The sequence below is a fragment of the Peptoniphilus ovalis genome, assembly GCF_018919265.1.
GTDB lineage: Bacteria > Bacillota > Clostridia > Tissierellales > Peptoniphilaceae > Peptoniphilus_A > Peptoniphilus_A ovalis.
Genome location: NZ_JAHLQO010000006.1, coordinates 215408 through 241831, shown reverse-complemented (window position 1 = coordinate 241831; position 26424 = coordinate 215408). Strand labels below are relative to the sequence as shown.

Genomic DNA, 26424 nt, shown 5'->3' with positions numbered 1-26424 from the left:
CTGGTTTGCTTTGTGATTTTATCACGATTGTTATCGATTATATCGATTTTATATCTTCACACTATTTAATTATCATGTTTCTTGCTACCTCAACGAAGTAGCTTATTTATTATAACTTCTTAAAAAATTATTGTCAAGTAAAATTTACAAATTTTTAAAATAAATTTTACTTTCTTTTTAAGAAGGTTGCCTCTTAAGACAACTTGTATAGTATACATCGGAATTCAATTTGTGTCAAGCAATATTTATAAACTTTTTATAAAATTTTCAAGCTCTTCATTTGGCTTTATATTAAGGGCTTTCTCTAAATATATTTTTGCTTCTTGTGTTAAATTTTTATTTAAAAGTATTATACCTAGATTGTAATTTAGTGGATAGCTATTATTTAATTCTTCTAGGCCCATCTTCAATACTTCTTCTGATTTATCTAAATTATTTTCTGCTGCATATAATGTTGACAGTAAATTTACATTTTCTTCAAAAACTTCTTTTTCTATTGATTGTAAAGCAAATTCTTTTGCATTTATACTGTCTCCCATATTATAGTAGATAAGTGCTGCCATATAATAGTATTCTGCATTCTTATCAAAACTATCGCTTATGTCTTTTAAAAGATTAAGCGCTTTATTATACTCTCCATAGGATAGATAAGTTTTAGCGCTGTCATAATTTACATTATCTCTTATACTTTCTATCTCTTCTCTAGTCTCTTCTTTTAATTCTTCATCTTTTGAGTAATTCATAAACTTTTCAAAATATAAATTTGCCTTTATATATTTTGAAAGACTTAGATTAATATATGCAAGTCTATAATATGCGAGGTCATATTGTTCGTCTTCATCTAAAACTTGATTATATTTTTTAATTATTAGGTTTAACAACTTATCGCTTTGTTCTAGATCTTCTTCAAAGTTTTTATTATAAATTGCTTCTAAGATATTTCCTTCTTTAAATAATATATCTGCATCAAAACCGAGTATATTTTCATATCCCCTTAAAAATATTAGGGAGTCCAATAAATCAGTTTCTTCGTTTTCATAAGCTTTATGCATTATATATTTTTTAAGATTAAGCTTTAGTTTTATTAAAATATCTACATACTCTTTTTTATATTTAAAGTCTTTATCTATTCCTAATAGATAAATAATTGCTTCAACGATTTTTTCAATGTTTATTTCTTCTTCAAGTTCCTTTTCATTAATTCCTTCTATTAGATAGTTTAATTTTATAGGAAGAGAAAATCCCACAGGAAGTTTAAAATCTCCAAGTTTATATTCTTCTTTAAGTTCTATAAAAACTATATTTTTTAATTTTTCATCTATTTCTTTTCTAAAAAGATTTTCCATATAAATCTCTCTCTTTCTTTTATTAGTTTATTATAGCATTAATCTTTATTTTTAAAAATTCAATTAAAAAAGGACCTGAATTTTATCAAGTCCTAAAAATTATAATTCTCCCATATAAGCTCTTTTTCTTCTAGTTGATCCATATAATATTTTATAAAGATTCCCTCTAAATACTGCATATATTGCTGTTGCAATCATTGCTATCAAAACTTTTAAATTGTAAATGTTAAAGATATCTCCTAAATATATTCCCGTCACTAAATTTTGACCAAGTGGTATATCTATAATACTTGAACTTAAAAGAATTTGTCTAAAATCAAATCCAAGTAAAAATAGTATTAGTAAATATATTGCAAAAGGTATTAGCCAAAGAATAAAGTTTTCTTTCATAAAATTAAAGGAACTTTTATAAGCTTCGGTGTAATATTCGCCCTGTATATAAATACTTTCAGCAATTGGATTTAGTGCCAATGCTAATATCAGAGAAAACAATAATCCAACTCCTGGCGTTGCCATAAGAACTGGCATAAGCCAAGAGATTAAAATTAATATAAAATACACAGAATAAATAGATGCAAAATAATTTTGAAAAGTGTTTTTCAAATTTCTAAAACTAAGTCTATTGTAGTAAATTAAATCGCTTAACATGGAATAATAACTTGAAAGTATTAGTGAAGTCATCACTGGCATTAAAAATCCCATTAACATTCCCACTGGAGCTAAAAGTGTTCCCATAAATGCAAAGGCAAAAGTGTATATTATTGAATATATCAGTGGCACTATTAGAATTATTGGATTCTTTTTTATATTATTTATAGTTTCATTAAATGCTCTTTTATAAACTAATTGTAAATCTTCGAAAAAATTCATCACATCACCTTACATTTTTTCTGGTGCTTTTATTCCAAGTAAATAAAGTCCTTCTTTAATTACATTTTTTACTCCATAGCAGAGTAAAAGTCTTGTGTTTTTAAGTTTTTCATCTTCTACTAAGATTTGTGTTTGGTTATAAAATTTATTGAAGTTCTTTGCAAGCTCAACTACATATCTTGTTATAAAGTATGGCTCATATTTTTCATGCGCATCAATTACAACATCTGTAAAGTTATAAAGGCTTCTGATAATATCAATTTCAAGTTCTGAATTTAAAAGCGAAGGTTCAAATTCATTTTCTATATTAAAATTACCTTTCTTTAATAACGAAGAAATTCTTGCGTGAACATATTGTACATATGGTCCTGTTTCTCCTTCAAAGGATAGAGTTTTGTCCCAATCAAATACATAATCTTTAATTCTGCCATTAAATAGTTCTTGGAATTTAATTGCGCCTATACCTACAGTTTGTGCCAACTCTTCTTTATTTTCGATTTTTATGTTTTGCTCTTCTTCTCTCTCATCTAATATGTGAGTAACTTTTTCTGTTGCTTTATTTAATACATCTTCAAGATATAGAACTTTTCCCCTTCTAGTGGAAAGTGTTCCATCTTCAAGAGACACCATTCCAAAAGCAACGTGAACTATTTCATCATACCAATCAAATCCAGCTTTCTTAAGAGCTGCCTTTAATTGTTTGAAGTGAAGACTTTGTTGACTTCCTACGACATAAATATTTTTATAAGGTTTGTATGTTTCATGTCTGTATTTTGCAGCAGCTAAATCTCTTGTTAGATAAATTGTAGTTCCATCACTTTTAACAACAATTGCAGGTGGAAGATCGTATTCTTCTAGATTTATTACTTCTGCACCTTCAGATTCTTCTAATATATTTCTTTCTCTAAAATCTTCAATAAGTGCAGGCATTTTGTCTGAATAGAAAGATTCTCCATTGTAAGAATCAAATTCAATATCTAGCATATCGTAAACTCTGTTGAATTCTTGAAGAGAAACATCTTTAAACCATTTCCAAATTTCTACTGCTTCTTCATTTCCATTTTCAAGTTCCTTAAACCAGTAGCGGCATTTGTCTTTTACTTCTTTTGATTTATCTGCTTCTTCATTTACCTTTACATAAAGCTTTAAAAGCTCATCAATTGGATTTGCTTCAATTGCTTCCTTGCTGCCCCATTCTTTGTAAGCATAAATTAACATACCAAATTGAGTGCCATAATCTCCAAGGTGATTGATTGCAATTGTGTTGTATCCTAGGAATTTATAAATTCTCTTTAATGAATCTCCAATTACTGTTGAACGAATATGTCCAATATGAAAAGGCTTTGCAATATTTGTTGAAGAATATTCAACAATTACATTTTTGTCCTCTCCATAATTTATTTTTCCAAACTCATCTTTTTTATCAATTGTTTCTTTTAAAATTTCTTCTGCTAAAATATTTTTATTTATATAAAAATTAATATAAGCTGATTTATTTTCTACTTTTTCAAAGTATTTTGATTCAATTTCTCCTGCTAATTCTTCTGCAATTATAGCTGGATTTTTTCTAAATATTTTTGCTAAACTAAATACTGGAAAAGCAAAGTCCCCAAGTTCATAGTTTGGCGGTACTTCAATCATTTGATTTATTTCATCTTTATTTAAATTTTCTATTTTTTCATCTAATATTTTTATAATTTCTTCTCTAAAATTAATCATATTAACTCCTGTTATTTCAATGTTACTACGCTGACTCCGTCTCCGCCTTGATTGTACTCTGCATCCTTGAAAGATTTTACTATATTTACACTTCTCATATAATCTCTTAATTTTTGACGAAGAACTCCCGTACCCTTTCCATGAATTATTCTAACTGATTTTAATCCAGAAAGATAGGCATCATCAAGATATTTATCGATAATATCTTTAGCATCTTCGAAATTTTTACCTCTAATATCTATTTCACTTTTTACATTAGTAGTTTTGTTTTTAAGAATTTTTCGAGTGTTGTTCTTAGTAGTGCTTTCCTGAGTATCAACTTTTGTAAGAGAATCTTTAGGCATCTTCATCTTCATAATACCAGATTGAACTAAGACATTTCCCTTATTATCTGGAAGCTCAAGTACTGTTGCTTCGTTCCCAAGAGAAGTTCTTACTCTATCTCCAATTTTTATATTTTTAATTGGATTGTGAGATTTTTTAATTTCTAAATCAGAATCCTTAGAAGATTTCTTAAGTGATTCTCTTAATAAATCTTGAGCATCTTGAATTTTCTTGGAATTTTCTGAAGATATATTATCTCTTGCTTCGCCTATTTCTGATAATATTATATCAACATTTTCTCTAGCATTAAGTAATAATCTTCTAGCTTCATCACGAGATTTTTCTAAGATTTTTTCCTTTTGATTTTCAAGGTTTTTAATTCTCGATTCTAGTTTTTTGTTTTTTATTTCTAAATCTCTTTTTTCTTTTTCAAGTTCTTCTCTATATTCTCGAATTTTTGTCCTATCCTTATCAATTGACTGAAGAACATCTTCAAATTCAATACTTGATGAAGATAAAAGTTTCTTTGATTCTTCTATTATTTCATTTGGAAGACCAAGTCTTCTTGAAATTTCAAAGGCATTTGATTTCCCTGGAACTCCAATCAAAAGTCTATAAGTTGGAGAAAGTGTATCTACATCAAATTCCATGCTTGCATTGGCAACTCCTTGTGTAGTGAGCGCATAAATTTTAAGCTGATTATAGTGAGTTGTGGAAATACATCTTATTTCTCTTTGTAGCATAAAATCCATTATTGCTCTGGCAAGAGCTGCACCTTCCGTTGGATCAGTTCCTGCTCCAAGCTCGTCAAATAAAACCAGTGAATTTTTATTTACATTTTTTAGAATATATACAATATTTACCATGTGAGATGAGAATGTTGAAAGTGATTGCTCAATTGATTGCTCATCTCCAATGTCAGCAAATATTTTTTCAAAAACCGCAATTTCTGAGGATTCTTCAGCTGGAATTAAAAGTCCAAACTGTGCCATAAGTGTTAGGAGACCAACAGTTTTTATACTTACTGTTTTACCACCTGTATTAGGTCCTGTAATTATAAGTGAGGAAAAATCATATCCTAAATTTATATCGATTGGCACAGCAGTCTCTCTATCTAAAAAAGGATGATAAGCTTTAACTAAATTAATTTTCTTATATCGATTTAGTCTTGGCATAGTGGCATGATATTTAATTGCAAGATTTGCTTTTGCAAATATAAAATCCACTTCTATTAAAATTTCTTGATTACTAATAATTTCTTCAGCTGATTCTGCTACGCCTTCTGATAACTCTTTTAGAATTTTATCTATTTCTGCATTTTCTTTAGAATAGAGTTCTCTTAGTTCGTTGTTTGCTTCAACTACTGCCATTGGCTCAATATAAGCTGTTTGACCAGACCCAGAAACATCGTGAACAAGGCCTCTAACTCGAGCTTTGTTCTCAATTTTAACAGGAACAACATATCTTCCCTCTCTCATTGTAACTATGCTCTCTTGCAAGAAATCAGAATGAGTATTTAAAATTGAATTTAGTTTATTTTTAATAGAATCTTTCTTTGAAGAAATGCTTCTTCTAATTCTTGAAAGCTCTCTTGAAGCATCATCAGCAATTTCATTCTCAGAAATAATTTTCGAATTGATTTCATCTTCTAAAGATTTATTTGTAAATAAATTTTCAATTAACTTATCCATATAATTAATTTCAATTTCTTCTCTGTTGATGCTATCTTTTTTAATATAAGTTTTAAGGCCTCTTGAAACTCTTAAAAAATCAGAAACTTCTAAAAGTGCCTTTGCAGTCAGTGCTCCACCAATTTCAACTCTTCTTATAATATTTTTAATATCTACTATTCCAAAAAGTCTTGGCTCACCTTTAAAATTTATAAGCTTTAAAGCTTCTGCTGTCTCTTTTAATCTTTTTTCAACTTCATCAAAGTCTGTTGAAATTTCTATTTTATCTATATATTCAGTTGTAATGCTTGCACTTGCAAGTTCTTTTAAATCCTCAAGAACTTTTTCAAATTCTAGAGTTTTTATAGCTTTACTAAAAGCATTATCCACTGATAATCCCCCTATTAATATGTCCTTTTGTAACTCCCGAATATTTATTTTCTAGTTTTCTTCTAATTTTTTTGTATTTATCTTCAGAAAAACTTAAATATAAATCAATAATCTCATCTGTAAATTCATCTGCTAAGATGACTAAATTTATATTTTCATTTCTAATTTTATTAACATATCCATCAAGCAAAATTGGATATGAATTAAAAATTTCTGTAAAAGTGTTGTGTCTTAGTACTTCGAAATCTACAGACTTGGCATCTCTTATTAAATAATTTTTGTGTTCGCAATTTGGACAATCTCTCTCATCTACACAGCCTTTAATAACAGAGTAAGGACAGTGTTTCATTGTCATTACTGGAATTCTTCCATAAGAGACAATATTTAGATTTGCATCTGTATTCTTTATAATCTCATCAATTTGTCTACTGTTAAGCTCAGGAGAAAGAGTAATAGAATGCAGCCCTTCATTATTGTAAAACTCAACTGTTTCTGAATTAAATACATTTAATCCAATATCTGCATTGATTTCAAAGTCATCATTATTAAAAATTTCGATTTCAGATAAATTATTCGCCCATATACCCTTTACAAAATCATTTTTTAAAATATAATTTCTTAGATTTTCAAGTTCTTTATAGGAATAAAACTTATCTAAGTATATTGAAACATTTTTATTTAAATTAAGTTTTTTATATTTTTCTAAATCTTTTACTCTTAAGATTATTTCATCAACTTCATTTAAGTCAGTGTTTTTTAAATCTTCTAAGTTAGTAAAGAATACTTTTATCCTTGAAGCAAGTTTTTTCTCTTTCGATTTATATTCTCTTTCAACATAAGATTTTTCATTTCTGTTAAGTCTACTTTTTAAAATCTTTCTTTCAAGATTTTCTACAACTTCACGTCTTAATTTATTTATAGACGAAACTGGCATAAAGGCATTGCCCTTTATATCAATTTCTAAATTTCTTATTTCAAAAATACTATCTCCAAGCTTTGAGATGTTTTCCTCTGCTTTTTCTTTTGAAAGAGGTGCGTTTTTTGCTTCTTGAACTTCTTCCTCGAGCTCGAAAATTGAGTCGAAATCTTCTGTTTTTGCAAATATTTTAGGGAATTTCCCCACTTCTATTTCAACTTTTATATCAATATCTTTTTTAAATTCATAATCTTTTAATTTTTCATCGATTTTTTCATAAAGTTTAATAGAATAAGTTCGATTTATATTAGAGTTCTCTAAAGGCTTTTTATTTAAATTTAGTTTATAGTCCCTATCTTTTTTATAAAATTCTTCAGATTTAAAGCCAAAATTACCTCTATCTCCTAAAAACTCAAGTCCATCTCCAGGATAAATATCTTCATTGAATCTTACAATTACATCTTTTTTTGCAGAAACTACTTTTCCTATCTCAACACCTCTATTATCGGGCCTATCAAAGGATGTGAAATTTCTCCCAAAGTCTCCATTAAAAAGTCCCTTTGTAAAACCTCTATTAAAAACTTGCGTGGTGTCTTCTTTATCTTTTAAAGTCAAGTTATTTTCCAAAGCTTTTCTATAGCTTCTTACTACTTGATATACATACTCTGGATTTTTCATTCTTCCTTCGATTTTAAGTGAATATCCACCAGCATCTATAATTTTTCCAACATCTTCTAGCGTGTTTAAATCTTTAGGAGATAAATAATATTTTTTATCTGCAATTTTATTTCCGGAAAAGTCATAGATGTCATATGCTTTTCGACAAGCTTGAGCACATTCCCCTCTATTTCCAGATTTGCCACCAATCATTGAACTCATTAAACATTCTCCAGAATAAGAAACACATAATGCTCCATGGATAAATGTTTCAATCTCGACATCAAGTGTAGAAATTTTTTCTATTTCGAAAAGTGGAGTTTCTCTTGCAAGGACAACTCTTGAAAATCCTAACTCTTTTAAGAATTTGGCTCCATAGTAATTATTAATAGCCATTTGTGTAGATGCGTGAATTTCAAAGTCAGGATAATTTTTTCTAATTTCACGAGCAAGTCCCAAATCTTGTAAAATTAAAGCGTCAACTCCAACTTCATATAAATCTTTCACAAGATTTAATGCTCTTTTTAATTCAAAATCAGCAACTAAAATATTTACAGTTACATAAATTTTAACATCTCTTAAGTGGCAATAATGAATTGCCTCTTTTAAGTCTTCAAGTGTGAAGTTCTTTGCCTTAGCTCTAGCTGAAAATTCCCATGCTCCTAAATAAACAGCATCAGCACCTGCAGACACAGCTGCCCTAAGAGCAGCCATATCACCAGCAGGTGCTAACACTTCATAATTATTTTTCGTCATAAAGATTTTCCAATTCTCTTGAAAGATCTATAATTCTTCTTTGTGCGTTGTTGTTCTTTTCTTCTAATGTTTCAACATCTTTTTTAATAGTTGCTAACTCATCTTTAAGACTGTCAACTTCTTTATTCTTTTCTAAAATTTCTTTGTTAGACTTTCTAAGCTTGTCATCAGTTTCAGAAGATTTTGTTTCGAGATCTTTATATTTTTTTATTAAGTTATTATTTTCATTTTCAAAAATTTGAAGTTGTTTTTTCAAATCTTTAATTTCTTCAATCTTTTCCAAAGTTTCCTTTTCATTGGATTGTAAGTTTTCAATATCGATTTTATCAGCCTTAGTTTTTTCCAATTCGTCAAGAATATTTAATGCCACAAGTGTAATAGTTTGAACTTGATTTAATCTGAAATTATTTTTTGAGGTTTCATTTATTTTGCTATCAAGATCACCAGCTATTTTTTTAATGTAATTTTCATCATCATTACCTGTAACAAAAAATTTCATGCCATCAATATTTACTTCGATTCTTTTATGGTCCATAGTACCTCCTTAAGATCTCAGCTTAGCATCCTTTTCTTTTTCTATTTCTTCAACAATTTTTTCGCAAATTTCTGTTACTTCTCCATCTTCTAGAGTTCTATCAGGTGCTCTAAATACAAGTGAGAATGCAACAGATTTTTTACCTTCTTCTATATTTTCGCCTTCATATATATCAAATACCTTGAAAGATTCCAATAAGTCCTTTCCGTGTTTTCTAGAAATTTCTTCTAGTTCAACTGAGTCAATTTCTCTATCCATTACAAAGGCAAAGTCTCTCTTAATTGTCGGATATTTTGGAAGTTCTTTGTAATAGTAATTGTCTATAGTGTGTTCAACTATTAAATCAAAGTCTAGTTCTGCTACATAAGCCCTCTTTTTAAGTCCATAATTTTCTAAAACTTTTGGATGAACTTCTCCAAATATTCCAAGGCTCTTGCCATCTAATAAAAATTCTGCAGATCTTCCTGGATGTAAGAAACTTGCTTCTTTTCTTCTGACTTCTAATTTGTCGATTCCAAGATACCAAAGTATTTTTTCAATAGATTCTTTAAGATAGTAAAAATCTCCTAAATCATAGAATCCCATTGTGAGTTTTAATTTTTCGCTTGGTAATTCTTCTCCTGTAGGTAAAAAAGTATTTCCAATTTCAAATCCACCTACATTTTCATTTCCTCTTGCGAAGTTTTTAGCAAGTGCATCTATCATTGATGGCACCATAGTAGTTCTCATAATTGAGTAATCTTCACCAAGTGGATTTAAAATTTTTAAGATATTTTCATCTTTTTCTTCATAATTTGCCTTTTCATAAGCTGAAGGACTGATAAATGAATATGTCATAAATTCAGAATATCCAAGTCCTATTAAAAGATTTTTAATTCTATCTTCAACATTTCTAAATCTTGGCTTTCTACCAACTGTCAAAGTTCCCTTTAACATTTGTGGCTCTATATTTTGAAGTCCATAAATTCTGGCAACTTCTTCAATTAAGTCTTCTTCAATTTCTAAATCAAGTCTTTCTGTTGGAGTAGTTGCTATTAAAGTATCTCCATTTATTTCTGTTTCGATTTCAAGTCTATTTAAAATACTTTCGATTTCTTCGATACTTAAATCAATTCCTATAAGATTATTACATTTTTCTCTTCTAAGTTTTATTTTATTAGGTTCATTTAATTTATTTATAACATCTTTATTTCCGCCGACAACTTCTGCAATTCCAAGTTTTTCAGCAAGTTCACAAACTCTATCAACTGCAACGCTTGAAAGATTAGCATCAATTCCCTTTTCAAATCTAGATGATGCTTCACTTCTAAGTCCAAGTCTTCTTGATGTTTTTCTAATATTTTCTTTGTTGAAATTAGCTCCCTCAAGAAGTACATTTACAGTTTTATCAGTAATTTCTGAATCAAGTCCACCCATAACTCCTGCAAGACCGATTATTTCAGTTCCATCAGTGATTAAGATATCATCAGAAGTTAACTTTCTAGTTTCGCCGTCAAGAGTAACTGTTGTTTCTCCATCCTTTGCCATTCTAACTACAATTTTTCTATTTTTTAATGTATCTAGGTCAAAGGCATGAAGAGGTTGACCATATTCAAGCATTACAAAGTTAGTGAGGTCAACTATATTTGAAATTGGACGAACTCCAGCTTGCATTAAATAAGCTTGAAGCCATAGTGGAGATGGTCCTATTTTTAAATTCCTTAAAATTTTAGAATAATATCTGTTGCAATTTTCTGTTTCTAAAACTATATCATCAAAAAATTCTGAAAAATCAGATTGTTCATTATTTATTTTTATATCATTGTGCTTAACTTCTAAATCGAAAGTAGCTGCAGTTTCAACAGCCATTCCCATTACGCTAAGTGAATCAGGTCTATTTGGAGTGATTTCAAGCTCAAGAATTTCTTCATTCATGTAAAGAGCTTCTATTGCACTCTTTCCAACTTCACCTTCTTCTGGAAATATGAAAATTCCATTTCTTGCTTCTTTAGGTATAACTGAAGTTTCAAATCCAAGTTCTTCAAGTGAGCAAAGCATTCCATTTGACTCAACTCCACGAAGTTTTCCCTTTTTGATTTTAGTTCCACCTGCAATAGTTGAACCGTGAAGTGCAACTGGTACATATGCACCCTCAAAAACGTTTTTTGCTCCAGTTACTATTTGAATTTCTTCTCCCACATCTACTTGACATACTACTAGCTTGTCAGCATCAGGGTGTTTTTCTATTTTATTAATTTTTCCAACTACGATTTTATCTAATCCTTCAGAAGGATTTATAATTGACTCAACATGAGAACCAGAATTTGAAAGTCCATCAGCTAGTTTTTTAACATCGAAGTCGAAATCAACATAATCTTTTAGCCATTTAATTGGTAAATACATTTTATGCCTCCTTAAAACTGTTCTAGGAATTTCTTGTTATTATCAAACATCATTCTAATATCTGAAATTTGATATCTAACCATTGCAATTCTGTCGATTCCCATGCCAAAGGCAAATCCTGAATATTTTTCAGGGTCAATGCCACAATTTCTTAGTACATTTGGATGAACCATTCCACATCCTAAAAGTTCCATACTCCAACCAGTGTGAGAGCAGCTTGGACAGCCTTCACCACCACATCTTGGGCAAGTAGTATCGACCTCTAAACTTGGTTCAGTAAATGGGAAATAATGTGGTCTAAATCTAGTTTTCATATCTTCTCCAAAGAAGGATTTTACAAAATAATTTAGAGAATCTATTAAGTTTGCAATTGAAATATTTTCATCAACTACAAGTCCCTCTAATTGGTGAAACATTGGAGAGTGAGTCGCATCTACTTCATCAGATCTAAAAACTCTACCTGAACAAATCATTCGAATTGGAGCGCCATGTTCTTTCATTGCTCTAATTTGTACTGGGGAAGTTTGCGATCTTAAAATTGTATTCTTATCAAAATAAAAAGTATCAGACATATCTCTAGATGGGTGATCCTTAGGAGCGTTAAGAAGATCAAAGTTGTTTTCTACAGTTTCTATTTCCGGTCCATCATAAACTGTAAAGCCCATATGTGTAAATAAATCTTCTAAGTCTTCAAGAGTTTTCTTAAGAGGATGTCTATGTCCAAGAATTAATTCATCAGTTTTTAAAGTGACATCAATTCTTTCATCGTGAAGTTTCTTTTCTAAAATCTTTTCGTTAATATCAGTTTTTTTGTTTTCTATAGCTTTTTCAATTTCTTCACGAACTTCGTTGGCAAGAGCACCCATAGCTGGTCTTTCTTCATTGGAAAGGTCTTTCATTCCCTTTAAAATGGAAGTAAGTTCGCCCTTTTTGCCTAAGTACTTAACTCTAATTTCTTCTATTTCTTTAATGTTTTGTATATTTTTTATAAGATTTAAGGATTCTTCCTTAATCTTTTGTAATTGTTCTTTCATTTTGACCTCCAATTCATAATATTATAATTATACCATACCTAGTATATTTTTTTAAATAAATTCATCTAATCTCCCATTCTTTCAGTGCTTGCTTGAAATTTATTTATGTATTAATTTTTTTTAAAATAAAAATTTTCACAAAAAAAAAACAGCTTTACAGCTGCCTATTTATAAATTTTCTTTCGATAGTCTAAATCAATTACTAAAATTATAAGTTCTTCGTATTCTTCTAAGCCTAATTGTGATAAGTAGTAAATACAATCCTAATAATATATAATATTTTAAAATAAATTAATAAGTAACTGAATTAAGTAATGTATCATAAATATTAAAAAAACAAAAAAATAATGGCTGTATAAAAATACAACCATTTCATTGGCAGGGGTAGCAGGACTCGAACCCACGGCACCTGGTTTTGGAGACCAGTGTTCTACCAACTGAACTATACCCCTACAATAGATTCTATTTTAACAAAAATTCTATAACTTGTAAAGTGATTTTTACAATTTAAAATTAATTTAAAAAGGATGAGTTTTTAATTCTCATCCTTTAGTCTTTTTAAATTGTCATCAACTTGCTTAATTGTAAAGTCTAGGTCAAATCTATTGTCTATAATAACATCGGCAAGTTCTTTTTTTCTCTCAATAGGAATTTGCGAGTCAATTTTTTTCTCTGCATATTCTCTGTCGATATTATCTCTAATCATAAGTCTTTTTACTTGAGTTTCTCTATCTACATAGACAACCCAAATCTCATCAAACTTTAATCCAAACCTTTCATTAAGCTCACTATTTTCAAAGAGAAGTGGAATGTCTACAAAAACTATTTCATTACTATTTTTTATCTCTTCTAAAATAATTTTATAAATCTCTGGATGAGTAATTTCATTTAGCTTTTCTCTTGAGTTATCATCATTAAAAATAATACTTGCAAGCTTTTTTCTATCAAGTCTTCCTGAAAGGTACAAGTTATCTCCAAATTGAGATTTTATTTTATCTACAACTTCAGGTATATCCACCACATCTCTTGCAATTTTATCTGTATCGATTAATTTTAATCCCTTTGATTTTAAATAATTTGAAATTTGAGATTTGCCAGTGGAGATAGATCCTGTAAGTCCAATTACTTTATTTTGATTCATAAAGATTTTTACCCGTATTCATATCTACGCTAAGTTCAACATTTAAATCTACTGCATTTTCCATTAAGTCTTTCATTATTTCCTTAACTTCAGAAATCTCATCTTCAGCAGCATCTACTACAAGCTCATCGTGAATTTGTATAATTAGCTTAGATTTCATATTTCTCTTTTTAAGTTCATTGTAAACTTTAACCATTGCAATTTTAATAATATCAGCTGCTGATCCTTGGATAGGAGTATTAAGTGCAACTCTTTCCCCAAAACTTCTAATGTTAAAGTTTTTTGCCTTTAGCTCAGGTATATATCTTCTTCTGTGTAAAATTGTTTCAACATAACCTTGCTTTTTACCCTTTTCAACTTCTTCAGTCATGTAATTTTTAATTCCAAGGAAGTGATTTAGGTAATTATCTATATATTCTTTGGCTGCTTTTCTTGGAATATTTAAGTTTTGTGAAAGTCCATAATCTGATATTCCATAAACTATTCCAAAGTTAACTGCTTTTGCCTCAGATCTCTGCAAGTTTGTAACTTCATCATAATCAACTTTAAAAACTTCTGATGCAGTTTTTCTGTGAATGTCTAAGTCATTTTCAAAGGCGTGGAGCATTTCCCTGTCATCTGATAATGCTGCAAGTACTCTAAGTTCTATTTGAGAGTAGTCAGCATCGACTAATGTATAGCCCTCTGTTGCTAAAAATGCCTTTCTTATAAGTCTTCCTTCTTCAGTTTTTATTGGAATGTTTTGAAGATTTGGATCAGTTGATGAAATTCTTCCCGTTGCAGTAACAGTTTGCACAAATCTTGAATGAATTCTATTTGTCTTTTCGTTGATAACTTCTTTAAGCCCATCTATATATGTGCTCTTTAGTTTAGAAAACTTTCTGTAATCAAGTACATCATCGATTATTTTACCTTGACCTTTTAGTTTTTCCAACACATCAGCTGAAGTTGAATAACCAGTTTTAGTCTTTTTGATAACTGGAAAATCCATTTTTTCAAATAAAATTACTCCAAGTTGTTTAGGAGAATTTATATTAAATTCCTCATCTGCTTCTTCGTAGATATCTTTTTCTAAAACTTCAAGTCTTTCATCAATTTTTTCACCAATTTCATCTAAAACTTTTTTATCGGTGTTAATTCCAATGTATTCCATTGAGGCCAACACTTCCACAAGTGGCAATTCAACTTCTGTGTAAAGTGAATACATTTCTTCATCTTTAATCTTTGGAATTTGCACTTCTTCTAATTTATAAACAGCATTGAGCATAAAGGAGAAATATTTAAATAATTCATCTTTATCTAAGTCTGAATAATTTTTCTTCTTTGCACCTTTTCCTAGTAGCTCCTCTTCATCTTTATATCCATTATTAAAGTATGAAACAACTAATTTATTTATGTCATAGTCTGATTGAGTTGAATTTAAAATATACTCTGCAATTTCAGCATCATGAGTGTAGCTTTTAAGTTCAATATCTTTGTCAAAGAGAATAATTATATCTTCTTTTAAGTTATAACCTAACTTTTCAATCTTTTCATCTTCAAAGATTTCTCTTAAAATGCCTAAATCTAGGTCTTCATATTTAATAAATGAAACTTCTTCGCCTTCAGGTTTTATTGCAAGATAAATTGGCTCAACACCTTCATAAATCTTTCCATCAGTTATAAATTTAAAAGCAAAGGAGTTTTTGTCTTTTAATATATCTCCAATCTCAGAAATTTCACTGTATTTAAAATTATCTTCAGAAATCTTTTCCACAACTTCTTTTTGATATTCTTCAGGAAGTCTTGCAATCATTGAGTTAAACTCAAATTCTCTATACATCTTTGAAAGATTTTCATAATCGTAATCTACTTTTTTAAAATCACTTAAATCTTCTTCAATTGGTACATTTCTTACAATTGTTCCAAGTTTTTTACTCATAAAAGCTAACATTTTGTCATTTTCTAAGTTTTCCACTAATTTTTTGCCAGAAACTTTATCTAAATTGTCATAAAGATTTTCAATTGTGTGAAATTCTCTAATTAGTTTAAGACCAGTCTTTTCTCCAACTCCCTTAACTCCTGGAATATTATCTGAAGCATCGCCCATTAGAGCTTTAAGCTCAATGAATTCAGAAGGCTTAATTCCATAATCTTCTTTAATACTTTCAACTGATATAATATCCATTTCTGTAATTCCTTTACGAGTTAGGAGTACATTTGTATTTTCATCAACGAGTTGAAAATAATCCTTGTCACCAGTAAGTAAGAAAACTTCAAAATTTTCTTCAGAAGCTTCCTTTGCAAGAGTTCCTGCAATATCATCCGCTTCATAAACAGGTGACTCTAGAATTTTTATATTCATATGTTTTAAAATTTCACGCACTAGCGGAAATTGTTGCTCAAGTTCATTTGGAGTCTTTTGTCTTGTTCCTTTGTAATCCTTATAAATATCAGATCTAAAAGTTTTGCCCTTCATATCAAAGCAAACAACAACATGATCTGGTTTTATTTTTTCAATAGAATTTTCAAGCATCATTACAAATCCATAGATTGCATTCGTATAAATTCCCTTTTTAGTTTTTAAAAGAGGAAGTGCATAAAATGCTCTAAAAAATAAGGAAGAACCATCTATAATTAAAAATTTATTTTCCATAAAAACCTCCTTTATACATTATAACAGAGATTGAAATAATTTAAATTTCAACATAAAAAAAGCCACTTCACGAGTGACTTTATTTTACAGTTTCTCCCTTATAATCCATTATTCCACCTTCTAAGTTAATTGTATTAAATCCAAAACTTCCAAGAAGTAGTCCAACCATTTTTGATCTGTTGCCACTTCTGCAAAGAATATAAATATCTTCATTTTGTGGAATTTCTTTAACTCTTTTAAGAATATCATTCATTGGAATGTGAACAGCTCCCTTTATAGTTCCAGTTTCTTCAAGCTCGCTCAATTCACGAACATCTAGGATATAAGGATTTTCAATTTTGTCTATGTCATTTACATTTATTTCTTTCATTTTTCACCTATTAAAAAAGACCCAATAAGGGCCCTTAATTATTTTACAGCAATTGCTTCAATTTCTAATAATCCACCCATTGGAAGATTTGCAACTTCTACACAAGACCTTGCTGGCTTATGAGTATCAAAGTATGTGCCATATACTTCATTAACTGCAGCAAAATTATTAATATCAGCTAAGAAAATATTAACTTTGACTACTTTATCAAGACCTGAACCAGCTTCTTCTAGTACAGCTTTTAAGTTGTCAAGACTTCTCTTTGTTGCTTCTTTTATATCATCGGAAATTAATTCTCCTGATTCAGGAATTAGTGGAAGTTGTCCTGAAGTGAAAATAAATCCATTGAATTCTAGTGCTTGTGAATATGGTCCTACTGCTTTAGGAGCCTTATCACTGTGAATAACATTAATCATTTTGTTCCTCCTTGTCATTATCTTCCCAAAGTCTTTCAAGATTATAATATTCTCTCTCATCTTTGTGGAATATATGAACTATTATATCACCAAAATCAAGTATTATCCATCTACTTGAATTCTTGCCTTCAGTATTTTCTACATTCTCTCCCTTTTCATACATCTTCTCATCAATTTCTTTAGCAAGAGCATCAACTTGTGTGGAAGAATTACCACTTACAATTACAAAATAATCTGCAATTGAGGACATTTCCTTGATATCTAAAACTTTGATATCAATTCCCTTTTTATTTTCACAAGATTCTACAATAATATCTAATTTCTCGTTAACTGTCATTTTGCCTCCTTATCTATAAAGCCATTATTTTTTAACATTACATTTGCTTTTTGTTCATCCATTATAAAATAAGAAACACCATTCATATATCTTGGTACACCTGGAAGTGTATTTGTGTTTATATTTTCTGTGCTAATTCCTTTCATGCTAATTCCAACTTCAGCAAGTTTTTTAATCGGAATATTATTTTCAGAATAACTTAAGTAAGGTCCTAGAAGAAGTGGAATTCTTACCATTGACTTAGGATCTCTAATCTTATTTAAAAGAGCAGACATAAATTGTTGCTGCGCCTTAACTCTACCAAGGTCAGCATCCTTATATCCCTTTCTAAATCTCAAAAATCCAATGGCATCGTGGCCATTTAAGTTTTGAGTTCCTGCCTTTATATCAATTTTTAAAGGTGGATCAGCTGTTGGATCTTCATAATTCATATCTATAGGAACATCTACAGTTATTCCGCCTAGTTTATCGACAACATCTTCTACAAATCTATAATCAATTGTCATATAGTATTTAATATTTGTTCCTAATAAATTATTTACACTGTCAAGAGTTAGCTCACTTCCTCCGTATTTGAAAGAGTGATTGATTTTTTGCTTTTTATAACCTCTAATATCAGCATAAGTATCTCTTGGTATTGAAATTATATTTACCTCTTTAGTTTGAGGAATAACATTTACAATCATTATAGTGTCACTTCTCGCGTTGTCAGCTTTTTTAGAGTCAAGGGAGTCAACGCCAAGCATTAAAAATTGTAAACTATCAGCTCCATCATCAGTTTTTCCTTCTTCTGAAGGAGATATAAAATAATAATATCCTGCTAAAGCACATAAGCCCAAAACCAATATGGCTATTACAGTAAGGAAAAAAGATTTAAAAAAAGTTTTCAATTATTCATCTCCCAATAGAAATTTCTAGCATGTACAGTCTCTGTAGCTATAAAATTATCTTCTTCTACTAAAAATTTCAAAGTGTTGTTTAATGCAAAATACATTGCCTTGTCAAGATTTACTCTTGCAAGTTCTCTCGCCCTTTCAACTCCAGGAAAGTTTCTCTTTGGCTCAATATAATCAGCTAGAAAAATAATTTTTTCAAGACCTGACATATTTGGTCTTCCAGTTGTATGATAGGCTATGGCATTTAGTATATCTTCATCATCTATACCATATAATCTATTAGCAAGAATTGCTCCTAGATGTGAATGAATGATTTGTGGTGCCCTCATCATATCTTGAGTTAATAACAAATCATATTTTTTTGCTTCTAATTTCAATAAATTTATATCTTTAATTTTTGCACAGTCGTGAAGCAGTCCTGCAATCTTTGCTTTTTCTGAATCAATTCCATGAATTTCAGCAAGTTCAACTGCAGTTTCAGCAACTCTTAAAGTGTGTAAAAATCTTTTTTCTCCAATTCTTGATTTTATTTCAGATTCATATTTTTTTAAATTACTCATCTTTATAAAAACCACTTCCTTTAATATATTCTAAAACTTTATCAGGAATTAAGTATCTACAAGATTTATCTTCCTTAATTCTATTTCTTAGCTCAGTTGATGAAATCTCATATAGTGGAGTTGTTATAATTTCAACCTTAGTTTCATACATTAAGTGAAGGAAATTTAGTTCTCTGTTGATATTTTCTTCGTCGATATACTTCGGTCTAAGTGCAACTACAAACTCAATTTCTTTAGAAAGTTCATCAATTTTTTTCCAAGTCTTTAACTGATAAAGTGTGTCAAGACCAATTAAAAAGTAGAGCTTTACATCGCTGTGGACTTTTTTAAGTTCTTGAATAGTGTCTACAGAATATGAAAGTTCTTCTCTTTTTGTCTCTATATCAGATATTTCAAAATCTGGATTTGTCTTAATGGCTATATCGACCATCTTGTATCTGTCTTCTGCAGATACATGTAAATCTTTGTGAGGAGGATTACCTGTAGGTATGAAAATTACCTTATCAAGACCAAGTTCTTCTTTTAAATATTCAACCACCATGAGATGTCCATAGTGTATGGGATTAAAAGTTCCTCCAAATATTCCGTATTTTTTCATTGTAATTCAATCTTTTTATTTTCTACAGATTCTCTATAAATAGTTAATTTCTTGCCAATTTTTTGTACAAATTCAGAATTTGTCTTTTCAATAATTTCATCGACAATTTCATCAACTTCTACTGGTGAATTTTGTAAAACTTTAATTTTTACAAGTTCGTGATCTTCTAGAAGTTTATCTAGTTGAACAATAAATCCACGATTTATTCCGTCTTTTCCCACTTGAATCAGTGGATCAATATTGTGAGCAAGACTTTTTAAGTATGCTCTTTGTTTTCCTGTTAACATATTAACTCCTATTCAAAAAATTCAAATTCATATCCACCAATAAATACAGATTCGCCTTCTTCTATTCCAAGTTCCTCAAGCTTTTCTACAACCTTATTTTTTCTTAGGTTTTCTTGGAAATACTTAAGTGAATCGTAATCTTCAAAATTAGTGGAACGAAGTAATTTATCAATGTATGGACCATCTACAAAATATTCGCCATGTTCCTTATATACTCTAATTGCCTCAACTTCTTCCACAACCTCAACATGAGCCTCATCGTAAGTTTCATAGTTTTTATAATCAGATTCTTGTAACTTGTTGTATGTTTTTCTAAGAAGTAAATCTATATTTTCTGTTGTGGCAGCAGATCCTGCAATTATTTCGTATTTATCACCAAGTTCAGCTTTTAATTTTTCTAAATTTTCTTCTGCCCCTGGCACATCCATTTTATTTGCAAAAATAATTTGGTCCTTGTCCTTTAATTTTTCATTATATCTTACAAGCTCTTCATTTATTTTATAAAAATCTTCTACTGGATCTCTATATTCAGAACCTGAAATATCAATTACATGGATTAAAATTCCAGTTCTTTCGATGTGTTTTAAAAACTCATCTCCAAGTCCAATACCTTCAGATGCCCCTTCAATAAGCCCAGGTATATCTGCAATTACAAAGGACTCGCCCTCTGCTACTTTAACTACTCCAAGATTTGGAGAAAGTGTTGTGAAGTGGTAGTTTGCAATCTTTGGCTTAGCTGAAGTTACTATTGAAAGAAGAGTTGACTTTCCTACATTTGGAAATCCAACAAGGCCGACATCAGCAAGAAGTTTAAGCTCTAGAATTATTTCTCTTTCTTCTCCTCGATTTCCAGCTTGGGCAAAAGCAGGAGCTTGTCTTGTGGCAGTTTTAAACCTAGCATTTCCTAGTCCACCCTTACCACCTTTACAAACTACAACAGACATATCATCTTCTTTTAAATCGTAGATAACTCCACCAGTTTTTTGGTCTCTAATTAAAGTTCCAACTGGTACTTTTAAGATGATGTCTTCTCCATCTTTACCAAACTTTAATTTACTCATTCCATTTTGACCATTTTCTGCTTTGTATTCTCTTTTATATCTAAAATCCATTAAGGTATGAAGACCTGAATCAGTTTTGACAACTGCATCGCCACCTCGGCCTCCATCGCCACCTGCAGGTCCACCTGCTGGCTCATATTTTTCTCTACGCCAAGCAACGGCACCATCGCCGCCATTACCTGCCTTAAGTTTTATATTTGCTATATCTATAAACATTTTTAACCTCACATTTTTTAATATTATATCATATTTATGTACTAGAAATTTGAAGCTTTTGTGAGTTATGTAAAATCTTAATGAAAATTATAAGTATAGAAACAAGCAGATTTTACAAAATCAAAAAATAAAAAGCAAGGTTTCCCTTGCTTTTGTTTTATGCTAATTCAGCTTTTTCTTCTTCAAATACATTGGCGAATTTCTTTCCGCCTCTACCCTTAGTTGTGAATCTTACAACTCCATCAACTGTTGCAAAAAGTGTGTCATCAGAACCCTTCATAACATTTTCGCCTGGGTGGATTTTAGTTCCTCTTTGTCTAACAAGAATGTTTCCTGCAAGAACAAATTGTCCGTCGCCTCTTTTAACGCCAAGTCTCTTAGCATTAGAATCACGACCGTTCTTTGAAGAACCTACCCCTTTCTTAGAAGAAAACAGCAATAAATCAAATTTAATCATTTTGCACCTCCATTATCTTTAGTGTCAAATACTCTGGATATGCTTTATTAATAAGCTCTATACCAGTTATCATAAATTCAAAACAAGTTTGAATTTCTCTTTTCCTATATATTTTTTCATCGGGAATTTTAATAATTAAAAGCCCGTCACCTTGTGTATCAACTATATCTTTCTCTTCTATCTCAAGCTTATTTATAAGAGTAAAATATAAAGTTTGAGTTAGTGTAGAAATACTAGAGCAGACAATTCTATCGAATTCTCCCTCTGCATGACCTATAGACTTAAATCCAGTATAAAAACCATCTTTTCTGTAAAGGTCAATATTTGTCATTAGTTAATACCTGAGATTTCTACTAAAGTATATGGTTGACGATGTCCCTTTTTAGTTCTTTCGTTTTTCTTAGATTTATACTTGTAAACAACGACTTTTCTTCCTTTGCCTTGTTCTAAAACCTTAGCTTCTACTTTAGCTCCTTCAACATATGGTGATCCAACTTTTGGTTCATCACCTGAAAGGAAAAGAACTTTATCAAAAGTTACAGTATCGCCTTCTTTAACATCAAGCTTTTCAACTCTTAATTTGTCACCAGCGTTAACAACATATTGCTTTCCGCCTGTTTCGATAATTGCGTACATTTGTAGCACCCCCTCATTACAAGACTCGCCATTGTAGGTAAAATTTTTAAGACCTATTCTGTGCGGTTACAGAACCCTAATTAAATAAGATTACAGAATCCTATTTCCATAAGACCAGAATCCTACTTTCATAAGACCAGAATCCTATTTTTATAAGATTACATTTGATGATTCTATCATATCTAAAGGTATTTGTAAAGATTTATTCTGTAATTTCTTTATTTTTAATTTCTTCTTGAAGTGACTTGATGAATTCTTCTATTTCAACATCGTGAACTTCTTCTCCGCTTCTCTTTCTAACTGAAAGTTTGCCAGAAGTTTCTTCTTTTTCTCCAATTACAAGCATGTAATTAATCTTTTTAACTTGTGCTTGTCTAATTTTATATCCAACTTTTTCAGTTCTTGCATCAAGGTCAACTCTTAGTCCAGCTTCTCTTAATTTGTCTGCAACTTTTTCTGCATAATCTAAGAATTTATCAGAAACTGGAATAACTTCAACTTGAACTGGTGAAAGCCATAATGGGAATTTACCAGCAAAGTGTTCAATTAAAATACCCATAAATCTTTCAACAGACCCTAGAAGTGCTCTGTGAAGCATGATAGGTTGTTTCTTTTCACCATTTTCATCAACATAAGTTAAATCAAAGTTCTTTGGAAGTTGGAAATCAAGTTGGATAGTACCGCATTGCCAAGTTCTTCCAATAGCATCTTCTAAGTGGAAGTCAATCTTAGGACCGTAGAAAGCTCCATCTCCTTCATTTATCTTATATGGTAGTCCTCTTTCATCAAGTGCTTCTTTAAGTGATTTTTCGGCAAGTTCCCAATCTTTTAAATCTCCCATGAAGTCATCTGGTCTTGTAGATAGTTCAAGAGTGTATTTAAAACCAAAAGTATCATATAAAAGACTTGCAAGGTCAATCATCTTGAATACTTCATCTTTAATTTGTGATGGTAAGCAGTATACGTGAGCATCGTCTTGAGTGAAAGTTCTTACTCTAAATAATCCGTGAAGTGCTCCTGAAAGTTCATGTCTGTGAACAATACCATACTCAGCAAGTCTAACTGGTAAGTCTCTATAAGAGTGATTTGTTGAATTATAAACTAGAATTGATCCAGGACAATTCATAGGCTTAACTGCATATTCTCCACCATCAATTTCTGTAAAATACATATTTTCTTTGTAGTGATCCCAGTGACCTGATCTATGCCATAATTCTTCGTTTAGAATAATTGGAGTTTGAATTTCTCCATAACCATTTTTTTCAAGAACTCCTCTCCACCAGTTAAGAAGATTGTTTCTTAAAATCATTCCATTTGGGTGGAAGAATGGGAATCCTGGTCCTTCTTCGTGCATGCTGAATAGGTCAAGTTCTTTACCAAGTTTTCTGTGATCTCTCTTTTCTGCTTCTTCACGTCTTTCAATGTATTCGTCTAATTGTTTTTTCTTTTCAAAAGCAATTCCGTAAATACGTTGAAGCATTTTATTATTAGAATCTCCTCTCCAATAAGCACCAGCTATTGAAAGAAGTTTAATTGCTTTAATTTTCTTAGTTGAAGTTAAATGTGGTCCCTTACAAAGGTCTACAAAATCTCCCATTTTATATAGAGTTAGCTTTTCATCTTCTGGTAAATCTTTAATAAGTTCAACTTTATAATCTTGATTTCTTTCTTCAAAGTATTTAATAGCTTCTTCTCTAGAAATTTCAATTTTTTCAAACTCTAAATCTTTCTTTGCAATTTCTTTCATTTTTTCTTCAATTGCAGGGAAATCCTCTTCTACTAATTTATGTTCTAAATCAAGGTCATAATAAAATCCTGTTTCTGTTGCAGGTCCAATTGCAAGCTTAACATCTGGATAAAGTTCAACAATTGCTGCAGCCATTAAATGAGATGCTGAATGCCAAAAAATTTGCTTTCCTTCTGGGTCTTCAAATTTTACAACTCTGTATTCACCACCATCTACAACTTCGTCATTTTTTCCTAAAATAACTCCATCGACAACTGCACCTACAGAATCTTTTAAAAGGCCTTCTGAAATATCTCCAGTAATTTTACTAACCTTAACTCCACTTTCGTATTCTCTTTCTGATCCATCTGGTAATCTAATAATCATATTTTCCTCCTAAAATAAAAAAGATCCATCATCCAAAGGACGATAGACCGTGGTTCCACCTTAATTAAACTCAAATGACTTAACGCGTCAAACGCTGTAGTTTGCTACAGAACTCCGAGTTAGTTTTCAAAAATATAAAATTAGAAATTTGCACCACACATTTCCTCTCTAAAAATCTTATATAATTTACTCTTCTCATCTATGTTTTAGTTTATTATAATAGTATTAATAAAATTATTTTAATAATAGCACAATTAAATTTTATGTGCAAGTAATATCTAAAGAGATTATTACCCACCTAATACATAAATAATCATAAGTTTTAAATCGAGGATAAAATGAAAAATAAAACTACATTTATATTAATTCTTTTAATTTTAATATCATCTATTCCTATATTATTCATACCTGAATATGGACTTTATAGAATAATAGCATTTCTTAATTTTTACTTTTTAAGTCCTTTTTGTCTGCCAATTTTAATAGGGCTACCATTTATACTTAAAAATAAAAATTTTTATTTATTATATATTTTGTTAATTCCTTTAATATATAATAATTTCTTTATTGTTTATTTTTTCAAAAATGTAGATTTCTCATTTATTTCAATTTTATCCTTAATATTCGGTTTAATAATTTCAATAATTTTTAAAAATAAATTAAATTATATAAAATAAATACTTCCATAATCTTCAATAGGATTATCAGATAGTATTTCTACTTCATAATCATATTTTTTAATTATTCTCATAATTTCTTCATAAGAGCTGTGTTCTTTTATGCTTCCTGTGAAGAATAATTTTTTACCAAGGCTTCCACTTGCACCACCAATAAATCCATAGTTAAATTTCTCTAGCTTTATCTCCTTGTGATTTATCCTATAAATTGGCATAATGTCCTTTAGCTTTTCATAAGTTCCGCCATCACTTGTTATTAAAAAGTCTTCTGTCACAAGTGTAGTACATTTTGAATATCCTTGCTTTATATCAATGAGTTCATATCCATTTTCTTTATAATATTCAAGGAGTCTCTTGTCAGTGAATTTTAAATTGTGAACAAAATAATTTTTAAAAGTGAAGGCATTAAGGGGCACATCACTTGGATACTTCGCATCTAAATATGATTCTGACTTTATAACTGTTTTTCTTAAAAGCATATCGTAGTACATGAAGTTATCCCTATCTACTACAATTTCACCATTTGGAAGTGGATGAACTAATATGTCAGGATGAGTATTAAGCCCTTCCATGACTTTTCTATTTTTTTTAGTTCGTAAAACTCTTCCATACTGTTCTAATTTTTTCGCAGATTCTTCTGGAAAATTTTCTGCTATTATTACATAATTCATTTCATCATCTCGTAAATTATTATTGAAGCTGCAACATTGGCATTTAGTGAGTCTACACTTTCACTTATTGGTATATTTAAGTAGCCATTGGCATTTTCCATTAAAAATTTAGAAACCCCTTTTGCTTCATTTCCTATTACTACAATATCTTTATCTTTAAATTCATAATCTCTAGTTGAAGTTGAATTAGAAAGTGCTGTCGCTAAAATATTAAAATCAAGTTTAAGTAAATCTTCACGCGGCATAAAATAAATTGGAACTTTAAATATTGATGACATAGAAGAACGAACTGTTTTTGGATTGTAAACATCAACAGAGTTTGGTGAAATTATTACACCATCTAAATTAAAGGCATCAGCAGAACGGATAATTCCTCCAAGGTTTCCGGGTTCTCTTATATCATCAAGATATAAAAACTTTCCTCTATTTTCATTAAAATCTCTGTGAATTTCCTTATAATAAGCAATAATTCCAGGTGATGTTACAGCGTCTGCGAGATTCTTAAATAGATTATCTGAAAATATAAAGATTCTCTCTTTATCAACAATTTTTAGTATTTCTTCAAATTTATTTTCATTGTATGCCTCTTCGCTAATTGAAATATACTCAGGCACAAATTCAATCGCTTCTTCAATTACAACTGGCTTTTCCACCATAAATAATTTATTTTCTTGTCTATACTTTTTTTCTTTTAAACTTTTAAAAAATTTAAAATGTGAATTATTTTTACTTGAAATTATCATATTTCTCCTAA

The 26424-nt window shown here is 29.9% G+C and carries 24 protein-coding genes, 1 tRNA gene and 1 other annotated feature; all 25 genes read right to left on the bottom strand.

Translation table 11 applies throughout. The features are described 5' to 3' along the window. Positions 1-245 precede the first annotated feature (245 nt). Positions 246-1346 (bottom strand): tetratricopeptide repeat protein, encoded by a 1101-nt coding sequence (locus KQI68_RS09910; protein ID WP_216549962.1) that lies wholly within the window; start codon positions 1344-1346, stop codon positions 246-248. A gap of 99 nt (positions 1347-1445) precedes the next feature. Further along, entirely contained in the window at positions 1446-2216 is a 771-nt protein-coding gene (locus KQI68_RS09905; RefSeq protein ID WP_216549961.1) for a hypothetical protein, read from the bottom strand. A gap of 9 nt (positions 2217-2225) precedes the next feature. Continuing rightward, a complete protein-coding gene (argS, locus tag KQI68_RS09900; RefSeq protein WP_216549960.1) occupies positions 2226-3935 on the bottom strand; it encodes an arginine--tRNA ligase in 1710 nt (569 codons plus the stop codon). A gap of 11 nt (positions 3936-3946) precedes the next feature. Then, a complete protein-coding gene (locus KQI68_RS09895) occupies positions 3947-6319 on the bottom strand; it encodes an endonuclease MutS2 (RefSeq protein WP_216549959.1) in 2373 nt (790 codons plus the stop codon). Further along, positions 6312-8648: a U32 family peptidase gene (locus KQI68_RS09890; RefSeq protein ID WP_216549958.1), complete on the bottom strand. Its 2337-nt coding sequence runs from the start codon at positions 8646-8648 to the stop codon at positions 6312-6314. Before KQI68_RS09890 ends, KQI68_RS09895 begins: the two co-directional genes overlap by 8 nt. After that, the gene (locus KQI68_RS09885) at positions 8635-9183 is read right to left on the bottom strand and encodes a cell division protein ZapA (RefSeq protein ID WP_216549957.1); all 549 of its coding nucleotides are present in this window, start codon (positions 9181-9183) and stop codon (positions 8635-8637) included. Before KQI68_RS09885 ends, KQI68_RS09890 begins: the two co-directional genes overlap by 14 nt. A gap of 9 nt (positions 9184-9192) precedes the next feature. After that, entirely contained in the window at positions 9193-11565 is a 2373-nt protein-coding gene (gene pheT / locus KQI68_RS09880) for a phenylalanine--tRNA ligase subunit beta (protein WP_216549956.1), read from the bottom strand. Positions 11566-11576: 11 nt separating this feature from the next. After that, positions 11577-12599 carry a phenylalanine--tRNA ligase subunit alpha gene (gene pheS, locus KQI68_RS09875; protein WP_216549955.1) on the bottom strand — a complete coding sequence of 341 codons (1023 nt, stop codon included), beginning with the start codon at positions 12597-12599 and terminating at the stop codon, positions 11577-11579. 376 nt (positions 12600-12975) lie between these two features. Beyond that, positions 12976-13051: transfer RNA gene (locus KQI68_RS09870), tRNA-Trp, on the bottom strand. Between the two features lie 83 nt (positions 13052-13134). Next, the gene (coaE, locus tag KQI68_RS09865) at positions 13135-13740 is read right to left on the bottom strand and encodes a dephospho-CoA kinase (protein ID WP_216549954.1); all 606 of its coding nucleotides are present in this window, start codon (positions 13738-13740) and stop codon (positions 13135-13137) included. Beyond that, positions 13727-16375, bottom strand: coding sequence for a DNA polymerase I (polA, locus tag KQI68_RS09860; RefSeq protein ID WP_216549953.1), 2649 nt, complete (start codon positions 16373-16375; stop codon positions 13727-13729). Before polA ends, coaE begins: the two co-directional genes overlap by 14 nt. 79 nt (positions 16376-16454) lie before the next feature. Beyond that, entirely contained in the window at positions 16455-16745 is a 291-nt protein-coding gene (locus tag KQI68_RS09855; RefSeq protein ID WP_216549952.1) for a rhodanese-like domain-containing protein, read from the bottom strand. Between the two features lie 38 nt (positions 16746-16783). Next, positions 16784-17161: a RidA family protein gene (locus KQI68_RS09850; protein WP_246541304.1), complete on the bottom strand. Its 378-nt coding sequence runs from the start codon at positions 17159-17161 to the stop codon at positions 16784-16786. Continuing rightward, positions 17154-17498, bottom strand: a complete 345-nt coding sequence (rsfS, locus tag KQI68_RS09845; RefSeq protein ID WP_216549951.1) for a ribosome silencing factor — start codon at positions 17496-17498, stop codon at positions 17154-17156. The genes KQI68_RS09850 and rsfS overlap by 8 nt, the downstream gene beginning before the upstream one ends. Beyond that, positions 17495-18388 (bottom strand): LCP family protein, encoded by an 894-nt coding sequence (locus KQI68_RS09840; protein ID WP_216549950.1) that lies wholly within the window; start codon positions 18386-18388, stop codon positions 17495-17497. Before KQI68_RS09840 ends, rsfS begins: the two co-directional genes overlap by 4 nt. Continuing rightward, positions 18385-18954, bottom strand: coding sequence for a bis(5'-nucleosyl)-tetraphosphatase (symmetrical) YqeK (gene yqeK / locus KQI68_RS09835; RefSeq protein WP_216549949.1), 570 nt, complete (start codon positions 18952-18954; stop codon positions 18385-18387). The genes KQI68_RS09840 and yqeK overlap by 4 nt, the downstream gene beginning before the upstream one ends. Next, entirely contained in the window at positions 18947-19552 is a 606-nt protein-coding gene (gene nadD / locus KQI68_RS09830; RefSeq protein ID WP_216549948.1) for a nicotinate-nucleotide adenylyltransferase, read from the bottom strand. The genes yqeK and nadD overlap by 8 nt, the downstream gene beginning before the upstream one ends. Further along, positions 19549-19839: a ribosome assembly RNA-binding protein YhbY gene (gene yhbY, locus KQI68_RS09825; RefSeq protein ID WP_216549947.1), complete on the bottom strand. Its 291-nt coding sequence runs from the start codon at positions 19837-19839 to the stop codon at positions 19549-19551. Before yhbY ends, nadD begins: the two co-directional genes overlap by 4 nt. Before the next feature lie 8 nt (positions 19840-19847). Further along, positions 19848-21116 (bottom strand): GTPase ObgE, encoded by a 1269-nt coding sequence (obgE, locus tag KQI68_RS09820; RefSeq protein ID WP_216549946.1) that lies wholly within the window; start codon positions 21114-21116, stop codon positions 19848-19850. 157 nt (positions 21117-21273) lie between these two features. Further along, on the bottom strand, positions 21274-21573 hold the full coding sequence (gene rpmA / locus KQI68_RS09815; protein WP_216549945.1) for a 50S ribosomal protein L27: 300 nt from the start codon (positions 21571-21573) through the stop codon (positions 21274-21276). Then, positions 21566-21904 (bottom strand): ribosomal-processing cysteine protease Prp, encoded by a 339-nt coding sequence (locus tag KQI68_RS09810; protein ID WP_216549944.1) that lies wholly within the window; start codon positions 21902-21904, stop codon positions 21566-21568. The genes rpmA and KQI68_RS09810 overlap by 8 nt, the downstream gene beginning before the upstream one ends. Then, a complete protein-coding gene (rplU, locus tag KQI68_RS09805; protein ID WP_216549943.1) occupies positions 21904-22209 on the bottom strand; it encodes a 50S ribosomal protein L21 in 306 nt (101 codons plus the stop codon). The genes KQI68_RS09810 and rplU overlap by 1 nt, the downstream gene beginning before the upstream one ends. A 202-nt stretch (positions 22210-22411) precedes the next feature. Further along, a complete protein-coding gene (gene thrS / locus KQI68_RS09800; protein WP_216549942.1) occupies positions 22412-24322 on the bottom strand; it encodes a threonine--tRNA ligase in 1911 nt (636 codons plus the stop codon). Positions 24323-24354: 32 nt separating this feature from the next. Then, positions 24355-24533, bottom strand: a binding site (T-box leader). 453 nt (positions 24534-24986) lie between these two features. Next, positions 24987-25670, bottom strand: coding sequence for a DUF6873 family GME fold protein (locus tag KQI68_RS09795; protein ID WP_216549941.1), 684 nt, complete (start codon positions 25668-25670; stop codon positions 24987-24989). Next, a complete protein-coding gene (locus tag KQI68_RS09790; protein WP_216549940.1) occupies positions 25667-26413 on the bottom strand; it encodes a TrmH family RNA methyltransferase in 747 nt (248 codons plus the stop codon). Before KQI68_RS09790 ends, KQI68_RS09795 begins: the two co-directional genes overlap by 4 nt. Between the last annotated feature and the right edge of the window lie 11 nt (positions 26414-26424).

Coding starts and splice junctions, on each gene's coding strand:
- KQI68_RS09855 (WP_216549952.1), bottom strand. CDS start 16,745: ATGAAAGAAATAAATGTAAATGACATAGACAAAATTGAAAATCCTTAT.
- KQI68_RS09905 (WP_216549961.1), bottom strand. CDS start 2,216: ATGAATTTTTTCGAAGATTTACAATTAGTTTATAAAAGAGCATTTAAT.
- rpmA (WP_216549945.1), bottom strand. CDS start 21,573: ATGATTAAATTTGATTTATTGCTGTTTTCTTCTAAGAAAGGGGTAGGT.
- KQI68_RS09795 (WP_216549941.1), bottom strand. CDS start 25,670: ATGAATTATGTAATAATAGCAGAAAATTTTCCAGAAGAATCTGCGAAA.
- obgE (WP_216549946.1), bottom strand. CDS start 21,116: ATGTTTATAGATATAGCAAATATAAAACTTAAGGCAGGTAATGGCGGC.
- pheT (WP_216549956.1), bottom strand. CDS start 11,565: ATGTATTTACCAATTAAATGGCTAAAAGATTATGTTGATTTCGACTTC.
- coaE (WP_216549954.1), bottom strand. CDS start 13,740: ATGAATCAAAATAAAGTAATTGGACTTACAGGATCTATCTCCACTGGC.
- rplU (WP_216549943.1), bottom strand. CDS start 22,209: ATGTACGCAATTATCGAAACAGGCGGAAAGCAATATGTTGTTAACGCT.
- rsfS (WP_216549951.1), bottom strand. CDS start 17,498: ATGACAGTTAACGAGAAATTAGATATTATTGTAGAATCTTGTGAAAAT.
- pheS (WP_216549955.1), bottom strand. CDS start 12,599: ATGAAAGAACAATTACAAAAGATTAAGGAAGAATCCTTAAATCTTATA.
- KQI68_RS09850 (WP_246541304.1), bottom strand. CDS start 17,161: ATGATTAATGTTATTCACAGTGATAAGGCTCCTAAAGCAGTAGGACCA.
- argS (WP_216549960.1), bottom strand. CDS start 3,935: ATGATTAATTTTAGAGAAGAAATTATAAAAATATTAGATGAAAAAATA.
- KQI68_RS09890 (WP_216549958.1), bottom strand. CDS start 8,648: ATGACGAAAAATAATTATGAAGTGTTAGCACCTGCTGGTGATATGGCT.
- KQI68_RS09885 (WP_216549957.1), bottom strand. CDS start 9,183: ATGGACCATAAAAGAATCGAAGTAAATATTGATGGCATGAAATTTTTT.
- polA (WP_216549953.1), bottom strand. CDS start 16,375: ATGGAAAATAAATTTTTAATTATAGATGGTTCTTCCTTATTTTTTAGA.
- KQI68_RS09910 (WP_216549962.1), bottom strand. CDS start 1,346: ATGGAAAATCTTTTTAGAAAAGAAATAGATGAAAAATTAAAAAATATA.
- KQI68_RS09790 (WP_216549940.1), bottom strand. CDS start 26,413: ATGATAATTTCAAGTAAAAATAATTCACATTTTAAATTTTTTAAAAGT.
- yhbY (WP_216549947.1), bottom strand. CDS start 19,839: ATGTTAACAGGAAAACAAAGAGCATACTTAAAAAGTCTTGCTCACAAT.
- thrS (WP_216549942.1), bottom strand. CDS start 24,322: ATGATTATTAGATTACCAGATGGATCAGAAAGAGAATACGAAAGTGGA.
- nadD (WP_216549948.1), bottom strand. CDS start 19,552: ATGAAAAAATACGGAATATTTGGAGGAACTTTTAATCCCATACACTAT.
- KQI68_RS09810 (WP_216549944.1), bottom strand. CDS start 21,904: ATGACAAATATTGACCTTTACAGAAAAGATGGTTTTTATACTGGATTT.
- yqeK (WP_216549949.1), bottom strand. CDS start 18,954: ATGAGTAATTTAAAAAAATATGAATCTGAAATAAAATCAAGAATTGGA.